Origin of the sequence: Streptomyces sp. NPDC002889 (genome assembly GCF_042888425.1) — a bacterium.
Lineage (GTDB): Bacteria > Actinomycetota > Actinomycetes > Streptomycetales > Streptomycetaceae > Streptomyces.
This window is the reverse complement of the sequence record NZ_JBIAPT010000012.1, coordinates 25,839-43,566: the sequence shown is the minus strand read 5'-3', so window position 1 is coordinate 43,566 and position 17,728 is coordinate 25,839. Positions and strand designations below refer to the sequence as shown.

The following is a 17,728-nucleotide window of genomic DNA, read 5'->3' as shown; positions in this document are numbered from 1 at the left end:
TGCCCGTCATCAGGGGAGGGGGGAAGCTCCCCGCTGAGCATTCCATTTCAGGGGAGTTATTCACTCATGCGTACCCGTATGCGCCGTGGCGTTGCCGCCGCTCTGACTGTTTCCGCCTTGTGCTTCACGGCTGCGGCCTGTGGTGGCGAGGACGAGAAGAAGCCCGCCGCTGCCGGCGAGAAGGGCAAGGACAAGGGCTCCGAGGAGAAGCCGGCGGAGGCGCCCACCACGCCGCTGACCGCCGAGCAGCTGAAGGCCGCGACCCTCGAGGCCAAGGACCTGCCGGCCGGCTGGACGGCCAAGAAGGCCCCTGCCGACGACTCGAAGGCGCCGAAGGCGGACAAGCCCGAGTGCCAGCCGATCGCCAACATGATGGCCGGGACGCTCGAGGGCTCCACCGCGGGTCCGAGCATGGAGTTCTCGACCAAGGGCGAGAAGCAGAACCTCGCCGAGCAGGTCTTCACCTTCGAGGGCACCGGCGCCGCGGACTACACCAAGGCCATCGGCACCGCGCTGGAGACCTGTACCACTGTCAGCTTCACCGACGAGGGCGAGAAGACCGACCTCAAGATCGAGAAGCTGGCGGCTCCGAAGGCCGGTGAGGAGTCGCACACCTTCACCATGACAATGACCCTGAAGGAGCTGGGCTTCGAGATGAAGATCAGCATGCTGGTCGCCCGCCAGGGCACCGGCGTCGTCCGCGCCGCGTACATGCCGGGTCAGGACCCGGCGGCCGTCAAGGCGTTCGACGACCTGGTCACGCGCATGGGCAGCAAGCTCGTCAAGGGTGTCCAGGGCTGACAGCCCGCCTGACGTACCCAGACCGGCCGCCCGGATCCGATCCGGGCGGCCGATCTATGCTCGGGGCATGACGCAGAGCACCGACCTCGGCCCCGAGGACCGCAAGATCATCACGCTGGCGCGCAGCGCCCGGGCCCGCAACGCGGTGCCCGAGGGCGCCGCCGTGCGCGACGAGACCGGACGCACATATGTCGCGGGGACCGTGGCCCTGGACTCACTGAAGCTCAGCGCGCTGCAGACCGCCGTCGCGATGGCCGTCGCGAGCGGCGCACAGTCCCTGGAGGCCGCGGCCGTCGTCGCCGACATCGACGCGGTCACGGATGCGGACCGCGCGGCGGTACGGGACCTGGGTGGCGCCGGGACTCCGGTGCTGCTGGCCGGGCCGGACGGGACGCTTCGGGCGACGGTGCAGGCCGGCTGACCGTTTGCGTGCGCAGGAGCGCACGGTGAGGGCATCCGTACGGCGGGAGCGCACGGGTGAGGGCATCCGTACGGCGGGAGCGCGCTGTGACGTGATCCGTGTGGCAGGAGCGCAGGCATCTGCGCGTGGACGGTGAAACAGGCGTTACAGGACCGGCGCTGTCTTACCCGTGGTGCCGGTTCGCCCCTTGACCTGCGGAAACCGGGATCTTGACAGTATCTGATGGGCCATCAGTCGGTGTGTTTCGATTCCATTGACTTCTTCCGGCCCCCGCCCGTCAATGGCCCTCGCCGCCGCGGAAGAGCCGCCGCGTCCGCACTCATCGGTTGTCAGAAGGGGGCAGTCATGCCTTCAGCCGCCCCAAGATCCCCGAGATCCACCGGCCCCAGGCGCCGTTGGACCGCTGTACTGGGGGTCCTCGCACTGGTCGTGGGCGCGACCGCGCTCGCCGCACCTGCCCGGGCGCTCGTCGCGGCCGCCGCTCCGGTGGACTTCGCGACTCACTGCGTACCGCCGCCCATCGCCGGTATCCCGCCCATCGACGGCACCACGACCGCACAGATCGCCGTCGACAAAGCCACCCCCAAGGTGGGTGACACCGTCACCGTCACCTACACCGTCACCAAGCCGGCCGCCAGCAACCCGGTCGATCTCGCACTGCCGGCCGACATCATGACGCCCAGCGGCAAGGTCACCCTCGGCGGTGCCCAGCCCGGCAGCGTCACGGTCACCGGCCCGAAGAAGAATCCGCCCGTACCCGGCAAGGGCGCCTTCCCGGCGTTCTCGATGACCGGCACGTTCACGGTCACCAAGCCGGGGTCGATCACCCTCTCACCCGGCGACTACAACATCCACACCAGCTACATCATGGAGCTGGACACCCCCTGCACGGTCACCGATCCGCCCGCGCCGGTCTCCGAGACGATCACCGCGACGGAGCAGCCGGGCGCGAACGAGCGCTCCATCACACTCGCCACCGCCTCCGGAAAGCCCGGTGACCAGGTGGGTGTCAGCGGCGCCAAGTTCACCCCGCTCGCGGACATCACCCTCGTCGGCCGGGCAGGCGCCGCCCAGACCGCCGACAGGGCGACCGTCAAGGCCAACGCCTCCGGCGGCTTCACCGCATCCCTCACCGTCAACGACAAGGCGACCACGGGCATCGTCGCGTTCGAGGGCGCCGCCTGGGACGACCAGAAGGGCGCGGGACCCGCCGCGTACACCGTCATCGACGACACTCCTCTGCCGGACAACAGCCAGAAGCTCAACGCCTCCGTCGTGGCCGGCACCCTGTCCATGTCCCAGGCCGGGGACACCGTCGAGATGTCGGCCGTCGACTTCGGCGCGGGCGGCTCCGCCACCGGCGATCTGCGGACGGTGACGGTCAAGGACTTCCGTGGCGGCCCCGCGGGCTGGTCGCTGACCGGCAAGGTCACCGACTTCACCGGACCCGGCGGGTCGAAGATCGGCGCCGCGAAGCTCGGCTGGACCCCGGCCTGCACGACCAGGCCGGGCAGCCCCAGCACCTGCGCGGCGGGCTCCGCGGGGCCGGTGGGCAGCGCGGGTGCGACCCTCGCCTCCACCGCCAACGGGACGCTCACCGGCGGTGAGTTCACCGTCGACGCCAAGGTGACGCTGGATGTGCCGGCGTTCACCGCGCCCGGCGCGTACTCCGGCGTGCTGACGCTCACGCTCTCCTGACCGAGGCCGACGCGCCACAACGTCTCGAACAGTGGGTCGGCCGCGCACCCGGCCGACCCGCCTCGCATCCCTGGGGGGCCGCACCGTGCGCAAGCTGTACGCCATCCTGTTGCCCGTCCTGGTCGCGTTCCTGCACACGTACGGGCCGGCTCCGGCCGCGCACGCCGCCGACAACGGCAGCTGGTCCGTGTTCCCCACCGCGTCCGCCCTGGGCACGCGCCCGTACTTCTATCTCTCCGCCGACCCCGGCGCGACGCTCACCGACCAGGTCACCGTCACCAACAAGACGGCCGCCCCGCTCACCTTCCGGCTGTATGCCGCCGACGCGTACAACACCGAACGGGACGGCGGCTTCGCCGTGCGCACCGAGAAGGAGAAGCAGCGCGGTGTCGGAGCGTGGGCCAGGCCCGAACGCGACCGGGTGACCGTCCCCGCGCACGGCTCGGTCACCGTGCCGTACACGCTCGCCGTCCCCGGGTCGGCCGAGCCCGGGGACCACGCCGGCGCACTGGTCGCCCTCGACGAACGCGTGGCCCCCACCCGCGGTTCGGTCGCGGTCGGTGTGCGGCAGGCGGTCGGGGCCAGGGTCTATCTGCGGGTGAACGGACCCGCCGTGCCCGCCCTGTCCGTCGAGGACGTCTCCATCAGGCATGAACAGCCACTGGTGCCCGGCACCGGCGAGAGCAGTGCCCTCATCTCGTACACACTCCACAACCGCGGCAACGTCACCCTCAACCCCAGGGTGGCGCTCAAGGCCGAGGGCCTGTTCGGACGTGACCTGCTCGCCCGGAATCTGGAGGGGATCCCCTCCGAGCTGCTGCCCCGCCAGAAGATCCGGCTCACCGAGCGGTGGGCAGACGCGCCCCGGCTCGAATGGGGTGAGATCACGCTGACCGCGAGCGCACGCGACGTGCGCGAATCGGCAGGCGCGTCGTTCTTCGCGCTGCCATGGCTCGTGGTGGCCGTGCTCGCCGCGGGTCTGGTCGCGGCAGGCGTGTGGGCCAGAGTGCGCCGCGGGCAGACGCGCGTGACCGAGGCCGTCCGGCATCAGGGACAATGGGCGCCATGAGCGTTCCTACCCAGTCTTCCGAAGCCCCCCATCGGGCCGGCTTCGCCTGCTTCGTCGGCCGCCCGAACGCGGGCAAGTCCACCCTCACGAACGCTCTGGTCGGTCAGAAGGTGGCGATCACCTCCAACCGGCCGCAGACCACCCGGCACACCGTGCGCGGCATCGTGCACCGCCCGGAGGCGCAGCTGATCCTGGTGGACACCCCCGGGCTGCACAAGCCGCGCACCCTGCTCGGCGAGCGGCTCAACGACGTGGTGCGCACCACGTGGGCGGAGGTCGACGTGATCGGCTTCTGCCTGCCCGCCGACCAGAAGCTCGGCCCCGGCGACCGGTACATCGCCAAGGAGCTCGCCGGGATCAGGAAGACCCCGAAGGTCGCGATCGTCACCAAGACCGACCTGGTCGACTCCAAGACCCTCGCCGAGCAGCTGATCGCGATCGACCAGCTCGGCAAGGAGCTGGGCATGGAGTGGGCGGAGATCGTCCCGGTGTCGGCGGTGGGGGGCAAGCAGGTCCAGCTCGTCGCCGATCTGCTGATCCCGCTGCTGCCCGAGGGGCCGATGCTCTACCCGGAGGGCGACCTCACGGACGAGCCCGAGCAGGTCATGGTCGCGGAACTGATCCGGGAGGCCGCGCTGGAGGGGGTGCGGGACGAGCTGCCGCACTCGATCGCGGTGGTCGTCGAGGAGATGCTGCCGCGCGAGGACCGTCCGGCGGACAAGCCGCTGCTGGACATCCACGCCAACGTCTACATCGAGCGCCCCAGCCAGAAGGGCATCATCATCGGCCCGAAGGGCAAGCGCCTGAAGGAGGTCGGCATGAAGTCCCGCAAGCACATCGAGGCGCTGCTGGGTACGCCGGTGTTCCTGGACCTCCATGTGAAGGTCGCCAAGGACTGGCAGCGCGATCCGAAGCAGCTGCGCAAGCTCGGTTTCTGAGCCGGAGCGGGGCCGACGGCCGGGGGCGGCACAGGCGTCCGAAGCCGGTGAGCCCCCACGGGCCGAGATGTGCCCGGGCCGCCGTGGAGGACGGGTCCCGACGCAGCTGCGCAGGCCGCTGTGCGAGCTCCGCGCTTCGGGGCTGCCCTTCGGGCTTTCCACCCAGGGCGCCACAACGATGTTATTCGGCCATAACGGCGTTACGCTGCCGTCGTGTCAACCGCTGATTCCGCCTCCACAGGTTCCGCCCCGGCGGGGGCCGTACGCCGTCGCCTCCTCGACGAGGCCGCCCGAGTCCTCGCCGAGCAGGGCCCTGCCGCCCTGAGCGCCCGCCGCCTGGTCAAAGAGGTCGGCGCCTCGACCATGGCCGTGTACACCCACTTCGGGTCGATGCCGAATCTGGTGCGCGAGGTGATGAGGGAGGGGTTCGGCCGCTTCCGCACCCGTGCGCTGGCCGTGCGGCAGGGCACCGACCCGGTCGCCGCCGTCGCCGCGCTCTGCCGCTGCTATCAGGACTTCGCGCGCGACGAACCGCACGTCTACGCGGTCCTGTTCGGCGGTTCCTCCCTCGCCGGCTTCGAGCTCGACGACGACGACCGCCAGATGGGCGTGTCCGTCCTGCGCCTGCCGCGCGACGCGATCCGCCGGTGTGTCGGCACGGGCCGGTTCGGCGACGGCGTGGACCCCGACCTGCTCGTGCGCCAGCTCTTCGCCCAGATGCACGGCATCGCCCAACTGGTCCGCGCCGGCTACCTCATGGGCGGCTACACGGCCGACGAGGTGCTCGCCGGGGCGCTGCGCGACTTCGCCGTGGCGGCGGGCGACGAGCCCCGGCGCGCCACGGCATCGGTGGCCACCGGCCTCGGACCGGCACCCGTCACGAACCTTCCTTGAGCACCAGGGAGATCAACTGGCGCTGTGCCTCGGTCAGTCGGGGATCGGAGCAGTACACCGTGCGCTCGTCGATCGTGATCTGGTAGGTGAACCCGTCCGGAACCCCGACGGGCGGGGTGTCCCGGCCCTCGGCCGCCGCCCGCTCGGCCAGGGCATGCACCTCGCTCGCATCGGCCCGCCCCGAGGTGTCCACCTCGGAGTGGCGCTCGATCCCGGCGAATCCTCCCGTACGCCTTATCTGGATACGCATGGGACCCGTTCTAGTACGGATCGGGTCCGGGCGACACCGGAGCGGCCCACGACCACCCGCCCGGACCCGTCTCGCCTCGGACCTCAGCCGGTCGGCACGCCCACCTGGGACCAGGCCTTCAGTACCGCCTCCAGCTCCTCCCCCTCGCCGAAACGGGCCCGCGCGGCCGCCACCGACAACCGGGCGAAGCTCGCGAAGTCCGCGTCCACGGCCAGCTCGCCGCCGGTCAGCACGTCGAACCAGATCTGCCCCGCCCGCTCCCAGGCAGGCCCGCCGAGCTGGGTGGCGAGCAGATAGAAGGCGTGGTTGGGGATGCCGGAGTTGATGTGGACGCCGCCGTTGTCGCGGCCCGTGCGGACGTAGTCCTTCATCGTCGCGGGCTGCGGGTCCTTGCCGAGCACATCGTCGTCGTACGCGGAACCCGGCTCCTTCAGGGAGCGCAGCGCGACCCCGGAGACGCGAGGCGCGAGCAGGCCCGCGCCGATCAGCCAGTCGGCCTGGTCGGCACTCTGGCCGAGCGTGTACTGCTTGACCAGGGAGCCGATGACGTCCGACATCGACTCGTTGAGGGCGCCGGGCTGGCCGAAGTAGCTGAGATTGGCGGTGTACTGGGTCAGTCCGTGCGCGAGCTCATGAGCGATGACGTCGACGGCGACCGTGAAGTCGAGGAAGATCTCGCCGTCACCGTCGCCGAACACCATCTGCTCGCCGTTCCAGAAGGCGTTGCCGTACTTCTCGTCGTAGTGGACGGTCGCGTTCAGCGGCAGACCGCCGCCGTCGACCGAGTTGTGCCCGTACGCCGACAGCAGCAGCTCGAAGGTGGCGCCGAGACCCGCGTACGCGCGGTTGACGGTCGCGTCCCGGACCGGCTCGTCGCCCTCGCCGCGCACCTCGGTGCCGGGCAGCGACGTGCCGTTCTCCGCGTCGTACAGGGTGCGCAGCGGTCCCTCGGCCGGTGCGGCGGGCGGAGTGGCGACGGCGCCGATGACGGTGGTCAGCCGGCGGCCGGTGCGCTGGGCGGCGTCCGCCTGGAGGGTGCGCCGGGCGGGCCCGGCGATCACCGGGTCGTCGGAGCGGGCGAGCTTGTCGAGGACGTGCGGCGGCACGATGCCGCAGAAGACTGGCGTGGTGGTATCCATGTCCGGCAATGTGGCACTGAGTCGTTACTCTGTCACTGGTTGCGACCATGATTAACGAAATGGAGTGATAGCTCACCCTTTGACTGTTACTGCTCGGTCGTCCCGCATACTGAAACAGGACCGGCGCCCACGTCGACGCTCGGCTAGGCTCTTGCACATCATGCGTTTCGGGCTGCTTCTCCTTAGCTGCCGCGGCGAGGGCCTGTAGTCGTAGGCCGACCCCCTCCCCGCGGAGTCAGGTGTTGCTTCGACACAGTCGGCCTTCCCCGTGAAGGACACCCGAGGAGCCCTACGCAATGTCTCAGTCCCAGTGGATCGGCCGTCCCACCCCGGTCACCAATGCCACGCAGATGCAGAAGCCGTCCGGGATGCCGATCCACAAGTACGGCCAATACGAGGCCGTCGAGATCCCCGACCGCACCTGGCCCGAGAAGCGGATCACCAAGGCCCCCCGCTGGCTGTCCACCGATCTGCGGGACGGCAACCAGGCGCTGATCGACCCGATGTCCCCGGCCCGCAAGCGCGAGATGTTCGACCTGCTGGTGCGCATGGGCTACAAGGAGATCGAGGTCGGCTTCCCGTCCTCCGGCGAGACCGACTTCGCCTTCGTGCGCTCCATCATCGAAGAGGGCGCGATCCCCGACGATGTCACCATCTCCGTACTGACGCAGGCGCGCGAGGACCTGATCGAGCGGACCCTCGAGTCCGTCGTCGGCGCCCGGCGCGCGACGGTGCACCTGTACAACGCCACGGCGCCCACATTCCGCCGGGTCGTCTTCCGCGGCTCGAAGGACGACATCAAGCAGATCGCCGTGGACGGCACGCGTCTGGTGATGGAGTACGCGGAGAAGATCCTGGGCCCGGAGACGATCTTCGGCTACCAGTACAGCCCGGAGATCTTCACCGACACCGAGCTGGACTTCGCGCTGGAGGTCTGCGAGGCCGTCTGTGACGTCTGGCAGCCCGAGGAAGGTCGCGAGATCATCCTGAACCTGCCCGCCACGGTGGAGCGTTCGACCCCGTCCACGCACGCCGACCGGTTCGAGTGGATGTCCCGCAACCTGTCCCGGCGTGAGTACGTGTGCCTGTCCGTCCACCCGCACAACGACCGCGGCACCGCCGTCGCCGCCGCCGAGCTGGCGATCATGGCGGGCGCGGACCGTATCGAGGGCTGCCTGTTCGGCCAGGGCGAGCGCACCGGCAACGTCGACCTGGTCACCCTGGGCATGAACCTGTTCTCACAGGGTGTCGACCCGCAGATCGACTTCTCGCAGATCGACGAGATCCGTCGCACCAGCGAGTACTGCAACCAGATGGAGATCCACCCGCGCCACCCCTACGCGGGCGACCTGGTCTACACGGCCTTCTCCGGCTCCCACCAGGACGCGATCAAGAAGGGCTTCGACGCCCGGGAGGCCGACGCGGCCGCCGCCGGCAGGACCGTCGACGACATCGAGTGGGCCGTGCCGTACCTGCCCATCGACCCGAAGGACGTCGGCCGCTCCTACGAGGCGGTCATCCGGGTCAACTCGCAGTCGGGCAAGGGCGGTATCGCCTACGTCCTGAAGAACGACCACAAGCTGGACCTGCCGCGCCGCATGCAGATCGAGTTCTCGAGGATCATCCAGGCGAAGACGGACGCCGAGGGCGGCGAGGTCACGCCGCAGGACATCTGGTCCGTCTTCCAGGACGAGTACCTGCCCAACCTGGACGACGACGCGGCCCGCTGGGGACGCATCCAGCTGCGTTCCGGCCAGAGCACCACCGACAAGGACGGCATCGACACCCTGAGTGTCGAGGCGGTCGTGGACGGCGCCGAGACCGTGCTGAGCGGCACAGGCAACGGTCCGATCTCCGCCTTCTTCGACGCCCTGAACGCGGTGGGCGTGGACGTCAGGCTGCTGGACTACCAGGAGCACACCATGAGCGAGGGCGCGTCCGCGCAGGCCGCCTCGTACATCGAGTGCGCGATCGACGGCAAGGTGCTGTGGGGCATCGGCATCGACGCCAACACCACGCGCGCCTCTCTGAAGGCGGTCGTCTCGGCCGTCAACCGCGCCGCCCGCTGACGCAGTTCATCGACGGCCGCGGGGAGGGCCCGGAACCGGGCCCTCCCCGCGGCCGTCGCCGTGATGACCTGCGACGGGTGACACGGACGAGGTGGACCGCGGGTAACCCGTCGGGGCGAATCTCCCCGGCGCGGGAGCGCGTGGAATCGGCCATGTCCTTGCGTACTCCTGCCGGGGCCGTGGCGCGGCCTTGCTGCTGTGGCTAACATCACGTCAACGCGGCAATGTTGCCGCAGCGTTACGGAGGTGCGACGTGCTGCCAGCCCGGAGAGTATTCGGCCGAAAACTGCGGGTATGCGGCATTCACACGTCGTGGAGCACCATCGGTGACGGCGAGTTCTTCTGCTCCGACTGCGGAGGCGACCGCAACTACCGCCGCCGCACCGGCCGCCGCCGCTTCACCCTCCTCGGAGTGCCGCTGCTGCCGCGTGGCCTCGCCGGGCCGGTCGTCGAATGCACCGCCTGCCACACCCACTTCGGCACCGATGTGCTCGACCACCCCACCACCAGCCGCTTCTCCGCGATGCTCCGCGATGCCGTGCACACCGTCGCCCTCGCCGTCCTCGCCTCCGGGGGCACCTCCTCGCGCAGCGTCCGTGAGACCGCCGTCACCACCGTGCGCGCCGCCGGCCTGGACGACTGCACCGAGGACCAGCTCACCTCCCTGATCGAGGCGCTCGCCGCCGACACCGGCCGCTTCGTCACCGACACCGCGCCGTACGGGGCGGCGCTCGCCATCGAACTGCACGAGGCCCTGGAGCCGCTCGCCCCGCATCTGGCCCCCGCCGGACGGGAGTCGATCCTGCTGCAGGGAGCGCGCATCGCCCTCGCCGACGGGCCCTACAGCCCGGCCGAGCGCGAGGTCCTCACCACCGTGGGCGCGGCGCTGCAGCTGCGCGAGGACGACACGGCCCGCCTCCTGGCGACGGCCCGCACGCCGTTCTAGACCGGGGCATCCCCGGGCGTACCGGCGCCGTACTCCCCGGGAGTACGTACGGGCCGACGCCCATCAGCGCCGTAACCCCGCTCTCGCCCGGGCGGCCCGGACGGCCTGACCGACCGCGAACGCCAGGTGCTGGGGCTGGTGGCCCGGGGCCTGAACAACACGGAGATCGCCGAGACGCTGGGCCTGAGCCCGCTCACGGCCAAAGACCCACGCCATCCGCATCATGGGCAAGCTGGGCGCCCGGGACCGGGCCCAACTGGTCATCGTGGCCTACGAGTCGGGCCTGGTGACACCGGGCGACGCGCAGTCGGCCGCGTAAACTCCGGTTCGTGTACGCGGATTCCGGTGAGACCGGAATCCGCGTACACGAACCAGTGCGATGCTTACGCCTCGCTCGCGCGCAGCATGCCCTCGCGGTCGACGATCTTCACGCGCTCGCGGCCCTGCGGCTCGCCCAGGGCCTTCTCCGCCTCGTCCAGGCGGTACCAGCCCTGCCACGTGGTGTAGCGGACGTTCCTGCCCTCAAGGAAGTCGACGACCGCCTCCGGGGCGGGCGTCGCCGGCGTGTGCAGACGGCCGTTGGTGTGGTCGTCCAGGAGGTTGGCGACCGTCTCGTTGGCGTCGCCCTTGGTGTGGCCGATGAGGCCGACCGGGCCGCGCTTGATCCAGCCCGTCACGTACGTCGACTGCATGTGCTCGCCCGCCTCGACGACCCGGCCGGCCTCGTGCGGGACGGTGCCCGAGTCCACGTCCCAGGGCAGCTTGGGCAGCTCCTCGGAGAGGTAGCCGACCGCCCGGTAGACCGACTGGATGTCCCAGGTGCGGAACTCGCCGGTGCCGGTCACATTGCCGGTGCCGTCCAGCTTGGTCCGCTCGGTGCGCAGCCCCACCACCCGGCCGTCCTCGCCGACGACCTCGGTCGGCGACTCGAAGAAGTGCAGGAACAGCTTGTGGGGCCGGTTGCCGGTGTCGCGGATCGCCCAGTTCTCGAGCGTCTTGGCGACCATGTCCGCCTGCTTGTTGGAGCGGCGGGTCTCGATCGAGCCCTCGTCGTAGTCGATGTCCTCGGGGTCGACGATGACCTCGATGTTGGGGGAGTGGTCCAGCTCCCGCAGCTCCATGGGGCTGAACTTCGCCTGCGCCGGTCCGCGCCGCCCGAAGACATGCACCTCGAGCGCCTTGTTGGCCTTGAGCCCGTCGTACACGTTCGGCGGGATCTCCGTCGGCAGCAGCTCGTCCGCGGTCTTCGCCAGGATGCGTGCCACGTCGAGGGCGACATTGCCGACGCCGAGGACGGCCACCTTCTCGGCCTCCAGTGGCCAGGTGCGGGCGACATCCGGGTGCCCGTCGTACCAGGACACGAAGTCCGCCGCCCCGTACGAACCCTCGAGGTCGATGCCGGGTATGTCGAGCGCCCGGTCGGCGTCCGCGCCCGTGGAGAAGATCACCGCGTCGTAGAAGGCGCGCAGATCGTCGAGGTTGATGTCGTTGGGGTAGTCGACGTTCCCGAAGAGACGTATCTGCGGCTTGTCGAGCACCTGGTGCAGCGCGGTGATGATGCCCTTGATCCGCGGGTGGTCGGGCGCGACCCCGTACCGGATCAGTCCGAAGGGCGCGGGCAGCCGCTCGAAGAGGTCGATGGACACACCGGGCTCGGTCGCGGTTTCGGACTTGAGCAGGGCGTCGGCGGCGTAGATCCCGGCGGGGCCGGCTCCCACGATGGCTACCCGCAGGGGGCGAGGCATGACAGGTTCCCTTCGAGTGGCAATCAGATGTCTCAGCCGCCACCCTAAACAAAGGCTTGCCTTACCTGGTACCCGGCCCGTACCTATGACCTCATAAGTGAGACTTATGACTGCTCAAAGAGTCCCTTGATGAAGATAGCCCAGCTCGGAGCCCCGATGACCAGGACCCGGCCCGAGGGGATCCTGCTGTCCCTTACGGCGACGACGCCGGGGACGTCGTCGAGCACCTCGACGCGGCTTCCGCCGTCGCGGTGACGGCGCCTACATCAACACCGGTCTTGTGGTGCCGCACCGCAAACGACCGGGACGGCCGCTACTGCCGGGCGAGGAGGCGGACGATGCGGAGCATCGCACGGTCCGCGCCCGCGGCGTTGTACGGGGTGGGTGGACCTGCGATGAGTTCCGGCGGCGTCCGCGGTCCCTCCTCCATGGACAAGAAATTCAGCGCGACGCTCCGGAAGAGCCCCGCCAAGGGCGGCTGGACCTATCTCGTGTGGCCCGAGTCGGTCGAGTTCTTCGGGACCCGCGGGCTGGTCAAGGTGCGCGGCACCATCGACGGCCACCCGTTCCGGAGCTCCTTCATGGCTCTCGGTGACGGCACGCCCGTGAAGGCCGATGTGCGCAAGGCGATCGGCAAGGAGGCCGGAGACACCGTGACCGTGCGGCTGGAGGAACGGATCGAGGACTGACCCACCCGTGGTGGGCGGCCGGAGTCCGTACGGGAGAATGGGCCCATGAGCCTGTTCCGTGATGACGGCGTCGTCCTGCGCACCCAGAAGCTAGGTGAAGCGGACCGCATCATCACGCTGCTCACCCGCGGTCACGGACGCGTGCGCGCCGTCGCCCGCGGGGTGCGGCGAACCAAGTCGAAGTTCGGGGCGCGGCTCGAGCCCTTCTCTCACGTCGACGTGCAGTTCTTCGCGCGTGGCAGCGAACTCGTCGGGCGCGGGCTGCCCCTGTGCACCCAGAGCGAGACCATCGCTCCTTACGGTAGCGGCATCGTCGCCGACTACGCTCGCTACACCGCCGGCACCGCGATGCTGGAGACCGCCGAGCGCTTCACCGATCACGAGGGGGAGCCCGCGGTCCAGCAGTACCTGCTGCTCGTCGGGGCGCTGCGCACCCTCGCGCGCGGCGAGCACGCGCCGCATCTGGTCCTCGACGCCTTCCTGCTGCGCTCCCTCGCCGTCAACGGCTACGCCCCCAGCTTCGACGACTGCGCGAGATGCGGACTGCACGGGCCCAACCGCTTCTTCTCCGTCGCCGCGGGTGGCGTCATATGCGGCGACTGCCGGGTGCCCGGCAGCGTCGTACCCTCTGCGGAGGCCATCGGGCTGCTCAGTGCCCTGCTGACCGGCGACTGGACCACGGCGGACGCGTGCGAGGCGCGGCACGTCCGGGAGGGCAGCGGGCTGGTGTCCGCGTATCTGCACTGGCATTTGGAGCGCGGACTGCGCTCGCTCCGGTACGTCGAGAAATAGCAGCGTCGAGAAGCAGCAGGCAGTAGTAGATGAAATGGGAGATGTGAGCCGCATGGCACGACGCGGAATCCTGGGCCGGTCCCGCCGCGAGTACAAGGTCCCCGAGCCGCACCCGTCCGGGGCGCGCCCGCCGAAGATCCCCAGTGAGCTCGTTCCCAAGCATGTGGCGTGCGTCATGGACGGCAACGGCCGCTGGGCCAAGGAGCGCGGGCTGCCGCGCACCGAGGGGCACAAGGTCGGCGAGGGCGTCGTCCTCGACGTGCTCAAGGGCTGCCTGGAGATGGGCGTCAAGAACCTCTCGCTGTACGCCTTCTCCACCGAGAACTGGAAGCGCTCGCCCGACGAGGTCCGCTTCCTGATGAACTTCAACCGCGACGTCATCCGCCGCCGCCGCGACGAGATGGACGAGCTCGGCATCCGTATCCGCTGGGTCGGCCGGATGCCCAAGATGTGGAAGTCCGTCGTCCAGGAGCTCCAGGTCGCCCAGGAGCAGACCAAGGACAACGACGCCATGACGCTGTACTTCTGCGTCAACTACGGCGGGCGCGCCGAGGTCGCGGACGCGGCGCAGGCGATCGCGCGGGACGTCGCGGCCGGCAAGCTCGACCCGTCGAAGGTCAACGAGAAGACCTTCCAGAAGTACCTGTACTACCCGGACATGCCGGACGTCGACCTGTTCCTGCGCCCCAGTGGCGAGCAGCGCACCTCCAACTACTTGATCTGGCAGAGCAGTTACGCCGAGATGGTGTTCCAGGACGTGCTGTGGCCCGACTTCGACCGGCGTGACCTGTGGCGCGCCTGCCTCGAGTACGCGCAGCGCGACCGCCGCTTCGGCGGCGCGATCCCGAACGAGGAGCTCGAGGCGATGCGGGGGCGGCCCGAGGGCACGTCCGCGTGAACCTTGCTGGGGGCGGGGGCTGAACATCCCGCCCCCGGCTTCGCGCCGCACGCCGGGTGCGCGTGGCTCGCTCAGCGGGCAGGGGACGCACAGATGCGGCGCTTGTCCGGTCAGCTCTCCGCCGAGGAGCCCGCGCACTCCGCGCAGGTGCCGAAGATCTCCACCGTGTGCGCCACATTCACGTAGCCGTGCTGTGCCGCCACCGTCTCCGCCCACTGCTCCACCGCCGGGCCCTCCACCTCGACGGCCTTGCCGCAGACCCGGCAGACCAGATGGTGATGGTGGTCGTCCGTCGAGCAGCGCCGGTACACCGACTCGCCCTCGCTCGTGCGCAGCACGTCCACCTCGCCCGCGTCGGCGAGGGACTGGAGCGTGCGGTAGACCGTCGTCAGGCCGACCGAGTCGCCGCGGTGCTTGAGCATGTCGTGCAGATCCTGCGCACTGCGGAACTCGTCCACCTCGTCGAGCGCCGCCGCCACCGCGGCACGCTGCCGGGTCGACCGGCCTCGCACCGGGGCTGTGTTTCCGCCGGTTGGCGCCGTGGTCACTGGTGCCTCCTCGCTCGCCCGCCCATACGTCGGGCCATTGTGCCAGGCCCGCGGCCAGTACTCCGACGCCGTCGCTCAGACCTTGACGTCGTCGCTGGGTCCTCGGGTGCCCGGCAGCTCCGCCGTGCACTCGGCCGCGCTCGCCTCCACCGCTCTCGCGCGCCGCCGTGCAAGTGGCACGGCCAGTGCGGTCAGGACGACGAAGACGGCGATGGCCAGCAGAACAATCGTCGCTCCCGGCGGCACATCCCGGTAGTACGACGTGGCGGTTCCGGCCAATGAGACAGCCACGCCGATCGCGACGGCCAGCGCGAAGGTGGCCCGGAAGGACCGCGAGATCTGTTGGGCCGCGGCCACCGGCACCACCATCAGGGCACTGACCAGCAGCAGCCCCACGACGCGCATCGCGACGCTCACCGTGACCGCGGCGGTGACGGCGATCAGCAGGTTCAGTGTCCGCACCGGCAGCCCGGTCACCCGCGCGAACTCCTCGTCCTGGCTGATCGCGAACAGCTGCCTGCGCAGCCCCAGCGACACCGCCACCACGAACGCCGCGAGCAACAGGATGGCCGTGAGGTCCTCCTCGGAGACCGTGGAGAGCGAACCGAAAAGGAACGAGCTGAGCTTGGCCGTCGACCCGGTGTCCGACATGTTGATCAGCAGCACACCGCCCGCCATACCGCCGTAGAACAGCAGGGCCAGCGCGATGTCGCCGCGGGTGCGGCCGTACGCACGGATCAGCTCCATCAGGACCGCGCCGAGCACCGAGACCAGCGTCGCCGTCCATATCGGGTTGGTGGACAGCAGAAAGCCGAGGCCGACGCCGGTCATCGCGACATGGCCGATTCCGTCGCCCATCAGGGCCTGACGGCGCTGCACCAGGTGGATGCCGATCGCGGGGGCGGTGATACCGACCAGCAGGGCCGCGAGCAGCGCCCGCTGCATGAATGCGGTGTCCAGGATTTCCATGATCAGGTCAGCAGTCCCGTGCGGAGCGGCTCGTCGGCCGCGTGCGGATGTACGTGGTCGTGGCCGGGCAGGGCGTGCTGCCCCACCGCCTCGGGCGGCGGACCGTCGTGGACCACACAGCCGTCGCGCAGCACCACGGCCCGGTCGATGAGCTGTTCCAGCGCGCCCAGCTCGTGCAGCACCAGCAGCACCGTCGTACCGGCGGCGACCTGCTCGCGCAGCGTCCCGGCCAGTACTTCCTGGCTCGCCAGGTCGACGCCCGCCATCGGCTCGTCCATGATCAGCAGTTCGGGTTCGGAGGCGAGTGCCCGGGCGATCAGCACCCGCTGGTGCTGGCCGCCGGACAGCGCGCTCACCGAGTCCTTGGCCCGGTCGGCGAGCCCGACGAGCTCGAGAGCGCGCTGCACGGCCGCCTTGTCGGCGCGCGACGGCAGCCCGAAGCGGCTGCGGGAGAGCCGGCCCGCGGACACGACCTCCCGTACGGTCGCGGGCACCCCGCTCGCGGCGGTCGTGCGCTGGGGTACGTAACCGACCCGCGCCCACTGGCGGAAGTGGCGCAGCGGTGTGCCGAACAGGTCGATCTCGCCGTCGGAGAGCGGCACCTGGCCGATCACCGAGCGAACGGCGGTGGACTTGCCGGAGCCGTTGGCGCCGAGCAGGGCGACGACCTCACCGCGCCGGACGGTGAGGTCGATGCCGCGCAGCACCGGTCGCGAGCCGAGCGTGGCCCGGCCTCCGCGGACGGATATGACCGTCTCCATGGTGTGCGCCTCCGTGGTGAGTGGGGTGGGTGTCGCTTCCTTGACTGTCACCGCTTCTTCGACTGTCACCGCGAGCCGAGTGCCTTCTGCAGCGCGGCAAGGTTGGACCGCATGACCTCGATGTAGTCACGTCCCTGGGACTGGTCCGTGATTCCCTCGAGCGGATCGAGGACGTCGGTCTTCAGACCGGTGTCCGCCGCGAGGGTCTTGGCGGTCCTGTCACTGGCGAGCGTCTCGAAGAAGACGGTGGTGACCTTGTCCTTCTTGGCGATGGCCTGGATTTCCTTGATACGCGCGGGGCTCGGCTCGTTCTCGGGGTCGAGGCCCGCGATGCCCTCCTGGTCCAGCCCGTAGCGCTCGGCGAGATAGCCGAAGGCGGAGTGGGTGGTGATGAAGGTCTTGGTCGCGCTGTTCTTCAGGCCCTGCTCGAAGCCGGTGTCCAGCGCGGTGAGCTTGGTGACCAGCGCGTCGGTGTTCTTCTTGTAGTCCGCGGCGTGGTCGGGGTCGGCGGTGGCGAGACGGTCGCCGACGCCCTTGGCGACCTCGGCGTACTTCACCGGGTCGAGCCAGATGTGCGGGTCGCCGCCCTCGTGCGCGTGGCCCTCGCCCTCGTGGCCTTCCTCCGCGCGCTCCTCGTGGCCGTGGTCGTGGCCGCCCTCGGCGCCGTGGTCCTCCAGCGTGGTGAGGGTCGCGGCGTCGACCTTGTGCTCGACCTCGGACTCGGCTATTGCGTCGTCGACGGCCGGCTGTACACCCTGGAGATAGAGGATGAAACCGGCCTCGTTCAGCGCTGCGGTCTGCCGGGGCTTCAGCTCCAGGTCGTGAGGCTCGACCCCGGGCTGGGTGAGGGTGGAGACAGACACATGGGAGCCGCCTATCTCCTGGGCGAGATACTGCATGGGATAGAACGACGCCACGACCTTCAGCTTGCCGTCGGCGCTGCGCTCGGCGGGGCCGGAGGTGGAGCAGGCGGAGACGGCCATGAGGCCGAGCGCGGCAGCTCCGGCGACGGCGGTGGTGGGTATGAGTCGTCCTACGTTCATGACACTCATTTTCAACAAAAGTGGAAACGATTGTCAACAAAGCTGGTGGGCTGCTCGC

At 69.9% G+C, this 17,728-nt stretch carries 18 protein-coding genes and 3 pseudogenes; 13 read left to right on the top strand and 8 right to left on the bottom strand.

Going from position 1 to position 17,728, the window contains the following annotated elements:
- Positions 1 to 66 precede the first annotated feature (66 nt).
- The 6 genes from ACFYWI_RS19570 to ACFYWI_RS19545 all read left to right on the top strand — a co-directional run bounded on the left by ACFYWI_RS19570 (position 67) and on the right by ACFYWI_RS19545 (position 5,821).
- Positions 67 to 801 carry a hypothetical protein gene (locus ACFYWI_RS19570; protein ID WP_389233605.1) on the top strand — a complete coding sequence of 245 codons (735 nt, stop codon included), beginning with the start codon at positions 67 to 69 and terminating at the stop codon, positions 799 to 801.
- Between the two features lie 67 nt (positions 802 to 868).
- On the top strand, positions 869 to 1,222 hold the full coding sequence (locus ACFYWI_RS19565) for a cytidine deaminase (protein ID WP_389233602.1): 354 nt from the start codon (positions 869 to 871) through the stop codon (positions 1,220 to 1,222).
- A gap of 345 nt (positions 1,223 to 1,567) precedes the next feature.
- Positions 1,568 to 2,920: a beta-xylosidase gene (locus tag ACFYWI_RS19560; protein WP_389233599.1), complete on the top strand. Its 1,353-nt coding sequence runs from the start codon at positions 1,568 to 1,570 to the stop codon at positions 2,918 to 2,920.
- Positions 2,921 to 3,005: 85 nt separating this feature from the next.
- Positions 3,006 to 3,989: a WxL protein peptidoglycan domain-containing protein gene (locus tag ACFYWI_RS19555; protein WP_389233596.1), complete on the top strand. Its 984-nt coding sequence runs from the start codon at positions 3,006 to 3,008 to the stop codon at positions 3,987 to 3,989.
- Positions 3,986 to 4,927 (top strand): GTPase Era, encoded by a 942-nt coding sequence (era, locus tag ACFYWI_RS19550; RefSeq protein ID WP_389233593.1) that lies wholly within the window; start codon positions 3,986 to 3,988, stop codon positions 4,925 to 4,927. The genes ACFYWI_RS19555 and era overlap by 4 nt, the downstream gene beginning before the upstream one ends.
- A 213-nt stretch (positions 4,928 to 5,140) precedes the next feature.
- Positions 5,141 to 5,821 (top strand): TetR/AcrR family transcriptional regulator, encoded by a 681-nt coding sequence (locus ACFYWI_RS19545; protein ID WP_389233590.1) that lies wholly within the window; start codon positions 5,141 to 5,143, stop codon positions 5,819 to 5,821.
- Here ACFYWI_RS19545 and ACFYWI_RS19540 read toward each other — a convergent pair.
- Together ACFYWI_RS19540 and ACFYWI_RS19535 are read right to left on the bottom strand one after the other, a co-directional pair.
- Positions 5,805 to 6,071, bottom strand: a complete 267-nt coding sequence (locus ACFYWI_RS19540; protein WP_389233587.1) for a protealysin inhibitor emfourin — start codon at positions 6,069 to 6,071, stop codon at positions 5,805 to 5,807. The genes ACFYWI_RS19545 and ACFYWI_RS19540 overlap by 17 nt on opposite strands.
- 83 nt (positions 6,072 to 6,154) lie before the next feature.
- Positions 6,155 to 7,210: a M4 family metallopeptidase gene (locus ACFYWI_RS19535; RefSeq protein ID WP_389233584.1), complete on the bottom strand. Its 1,056-nt coding sequence runs from the start codon at positions 7,208 to 7,210 to the stop codon at positions 6,155 to 6,157.
- A 296-nt stretch (positions 7,211 to 7,506) separates the two neighbouring features.
- On the opposite strand from ACFYWI_RS19535, the gene leuA reads away from it, so the two are divergent.
- The 3 genes and pseudogenes from leuA to ACFYWI_RS19520 form a co-directional block, all read left to right on the top strand.
- Positions 7,507 to 9,279 carry a 2-isopropylmalate synthase gene (gene leuA / locus ACFYWI_RS19530; protein ID WP_389233581.1) on the top strand — a complete coding sequence of 591 codons (1,773 nt, stop codon included), beginning with the start codon at positions 7,507 to 7,509 and terminating at the stop codon, positions 9,277 to 9,279.
- Positions 9,280 to 9,532: 253 nt separating this feature from the next.
- Positions 9,533 to 10,225 (top strand): TerB family tellurite resistance protein, encoded by a 693-nt coding sequence (locus ACFYWI_RS19525; protein ID WP_389233578.1) that lies wholly within the window; start codon positions 9,533 to 9,535, stop codon positions 10,223 to 10,225.
- 90 nt (positions 10,226 to 10,315) lie between these two features.
- Positions 10,316 to 10,544 (top strand): annotated as a pseudogene (locus ACFYWI_RS19520) (response regulator transcription factor); the annotation flags it as partial.
- Between the two features lie 64 nt (positions 10,545 to 10,608).
- On the opposite strand, the gene ACFYWI_RS19515 reads toward ACFYWI_RS19520, so the two are convergent.
- Entirely contained in the window at positions 10,609 to 11,970 is a 1,362-nt protein-coding gene (locus ACFYWI_RS19515) for an FAD-dependent oxidoreductase (protein ID WP_389233575.1), read from the bottom strand.
- A 104-nt stretch (positions 11,971 to 12,074) separates the two neighbouring features.
- Positions 12,075 to 12,206: pseudogene (locus ACFYWI_RS19510) on the bottom strand (DUF397 domain-containing protein); the annotation flags it as partial.
- 17 nt (positions 12,207 to 12,223) lie between these two features.
- On the opposite strand from ACFYWI_RS19510, the pseudogene ACFYWI_RS19505 reads away from it, so the two are divergent.
- The 4 genes and pseudogenes from ACFYWI_RS19505 to ACFYWI_RS19490 all read left to right on the top strand — a co-directional run.
- Positions 12,224 to 12,337 (top strand): annotated as a pseudogene (locus ACFYWI_RS19505) (IS5/IS1182 family transposase); the annotation flags it as partial.
- Between the two features lie 61 nt (positions 12,338 to 12,398).
- Positions 12,399 to 12,659, top strand: a complete 261-nt coding sequence (locus ACFYWI_RS19500) for a DUF1905 domain-containing protein (RefSeq protein ID WP_389234110.1) — start codon at positions 12,399 to 12,401, stop codon at positions 12,657 to 12,659.
- Positions 12,660 to 12,704: 45 nt separating this feature from the next.
- Positions 12,705 to 13,451, top strand: coding sequence for a DNA repair protein RecO (gene recO, locus ACFYWI_RS19495; protein ID WP_389233573.1), 747 nt, complete (start codon positions 12,705 to 12,707; stop codon positions 13,449 to 13,451).
- A 52-nt stretch (positions 13,452 to 13,503) separates the two neighbouring features.
- On the top strand, positions 13,504 to 14,349 hold the full coding sequence (locus ACFYWI_RS19490) for an isoprenyl transferase (RefSeq protein WP_389233571.1): 846 nt from the start codon (positions 13,504 to 13,506) through the stop codon (positions 14,347 to 14,349).
- Positions 14,350 to 14,459: 110 nt separating this feature from the next.
- Here the strand turns inward: ACFYWI_RS19490 and ACFYWI_RS19485 are convergent, their stop codons facing one another.
- From ACFYWI_RS19485 to ACFYWI_RS19470, 4 genes are all read right to left on the bottom strand, one after another.
- A complete protein-coding gene (locus ACFYWI_RS19485) occupies positions 14,460 to 14,897 on the bottom strand; it encodes a Fur family transcriptional regulator (RefSeq protein ID WP_389233568.1) in 438 nt (145 codons plus the stop codon).
- A 75-nt stretch (positions 14,898 to 14,972) separates the two neighbouring features.
- Positions 14,973 to 15,866, bottom strand: a complete 894-nt coding sequence (locus ACFYWI_RS19480; RefSeq protein WP_389233565.1) for a metal ABC transporter permease — start codon at positions 15,864 to 15,866, stop codon at positions 14,973 to 14,975.
- A gap of 2 nt (positions 15,867 to 15,868) precedes the next feature.
- Positions 15,869 to 16,627, bottom strand: coding sequence for a metal ABC transporter ATP-binding protein (locus ACFYWI_RS19475; protein ID WP_389234107.1), 759 nt, complete (start codon positions 16,625 to 16,627; stop codon positions 15,869 to 15,871).
- A gap of 65 nt (positions 16,628 to 16,692) precedes the next feature.
- Complete coding sequence (locus tag ACFYWI_RS19470) at positions 16,693 to 17,670, bottom strand: metal ABC transporter substrate-binding protein (RefSeq protein ID WP_389233562.1); 978 nt, start codon at positions 17,668 to 17,670, stop codon at positions 16,693 to 16,695.
- Positions 17,671 to 17,728 lie beyond the last annotated feature (58 nt).

What these genes read in the sequence shown, in the direction of transcription:
- ACFYWI_RS19470 (WP_389233562.1), bottom strand. Translation starts at nt 17,670, where the DNA reads ATGAACGTAGGACGACTCATACCCACCACCGCCGTCGCCGGAGCTGCC.
- ACFYWI_RS19535 (WP_389233584.1), bottom strand. Translation starts at nt 7,210, where the DNA reads ATGGATACCACCACGCCAGTCTTCTGCGGCATCGTGCCGCCGCACGTC.
- ACFYWI_RS19475 (WP_389234107.1), bottom strand. Translation starts at nt 16,627, where the DNA reads ATGGAGACGGTCATATCCGTCCGCGGAGGCCGGGCCACGCTCGGCTCG.
- ACFYWI_RS19560 (WP_389233599.1), top strand. Translation starts at nt 1,568, where the DNA reads ATGCCTTCAGCCGCCCCAAGATCCCCGAGATCCACCGGCCCCAGGCGC.
- recO (WP_389233573.1), top strand. Translation starts at nt 12,705, where the DNA reads ATGAGCCTGTTCCGTGATGACGGCGTCGTCCTGCGCACCCAGAAGCTA.
- ACFYWI_RS19565 (WP_389233602.1), top strand. Translation starts at nt 869, where the DNA reads ATGACGCAGAGCACCGACCTCGGCCCCGAGGACCGCAAGATCATCACG.
- ACFYWI_RS19570 (WP_389233605.1), top strand. Translation starts at nt 67, where the DNA reads ATGCGTACCCGTATGCGCCGTGGCGTTGCCGCCGCTCTGACTGTTTCC.
- ACFYWI_RS19490 (WP_389233571.1), top strand. Translation starts at nt 13,504, where the DNA reads ATGGCACGACGCGGAATCCTGGGCCGGTCCCGCCGCGAGTACAAGGTC.
- leuA (WP_389233581.1), top strand. Translation starts at nt 7,507, where the DNA reads ATGTCTCAGTCCCAGTGGATCGGCCGTCCCACCCCGGTCACCAATGCC.
- ACFYWI_RS19515 (WP_389233575.1), bottom strand. Translation starts at nt 11,970, where the DNA reads ATGCCTCGCCCCCTGCGGGTAGCCATCGTGGGAGCCGGCCCCGCCGGG.
- ACFYWI_RS19480 (WP_389233565.1), bottom strand. Translation starts at nt 15,866, where the DNA reads ATGGAAATCCTGGACACCGCATTCATGCAGCGGGCGCTGCTCGCGGCC.
- ACFYWI_RS19540 (WP_389233587.1), bottom strand. Translation starts at nt 6,071, where the DNA reads ATGCGTATCCAGATAAGGCGTACGGGAGGATTCGCCGGGATCGAGCGC.
- era (WP_389233593.1), top strand. Translation starts at nt 3,986, where the DNA reads ATGAGCGTTCCTACCCAGTCTTCCGAAGCCCCCCATCGGGCCGGCTTC.
- ACFYWI_RS19500 (WP_389234110.1), top strand. Translation starts at nt 12,399, where the DNA reads ATGGACAAGAAATTCAGCGCGACGCTCCGGAAGAGCCCCGCCAAGGGC.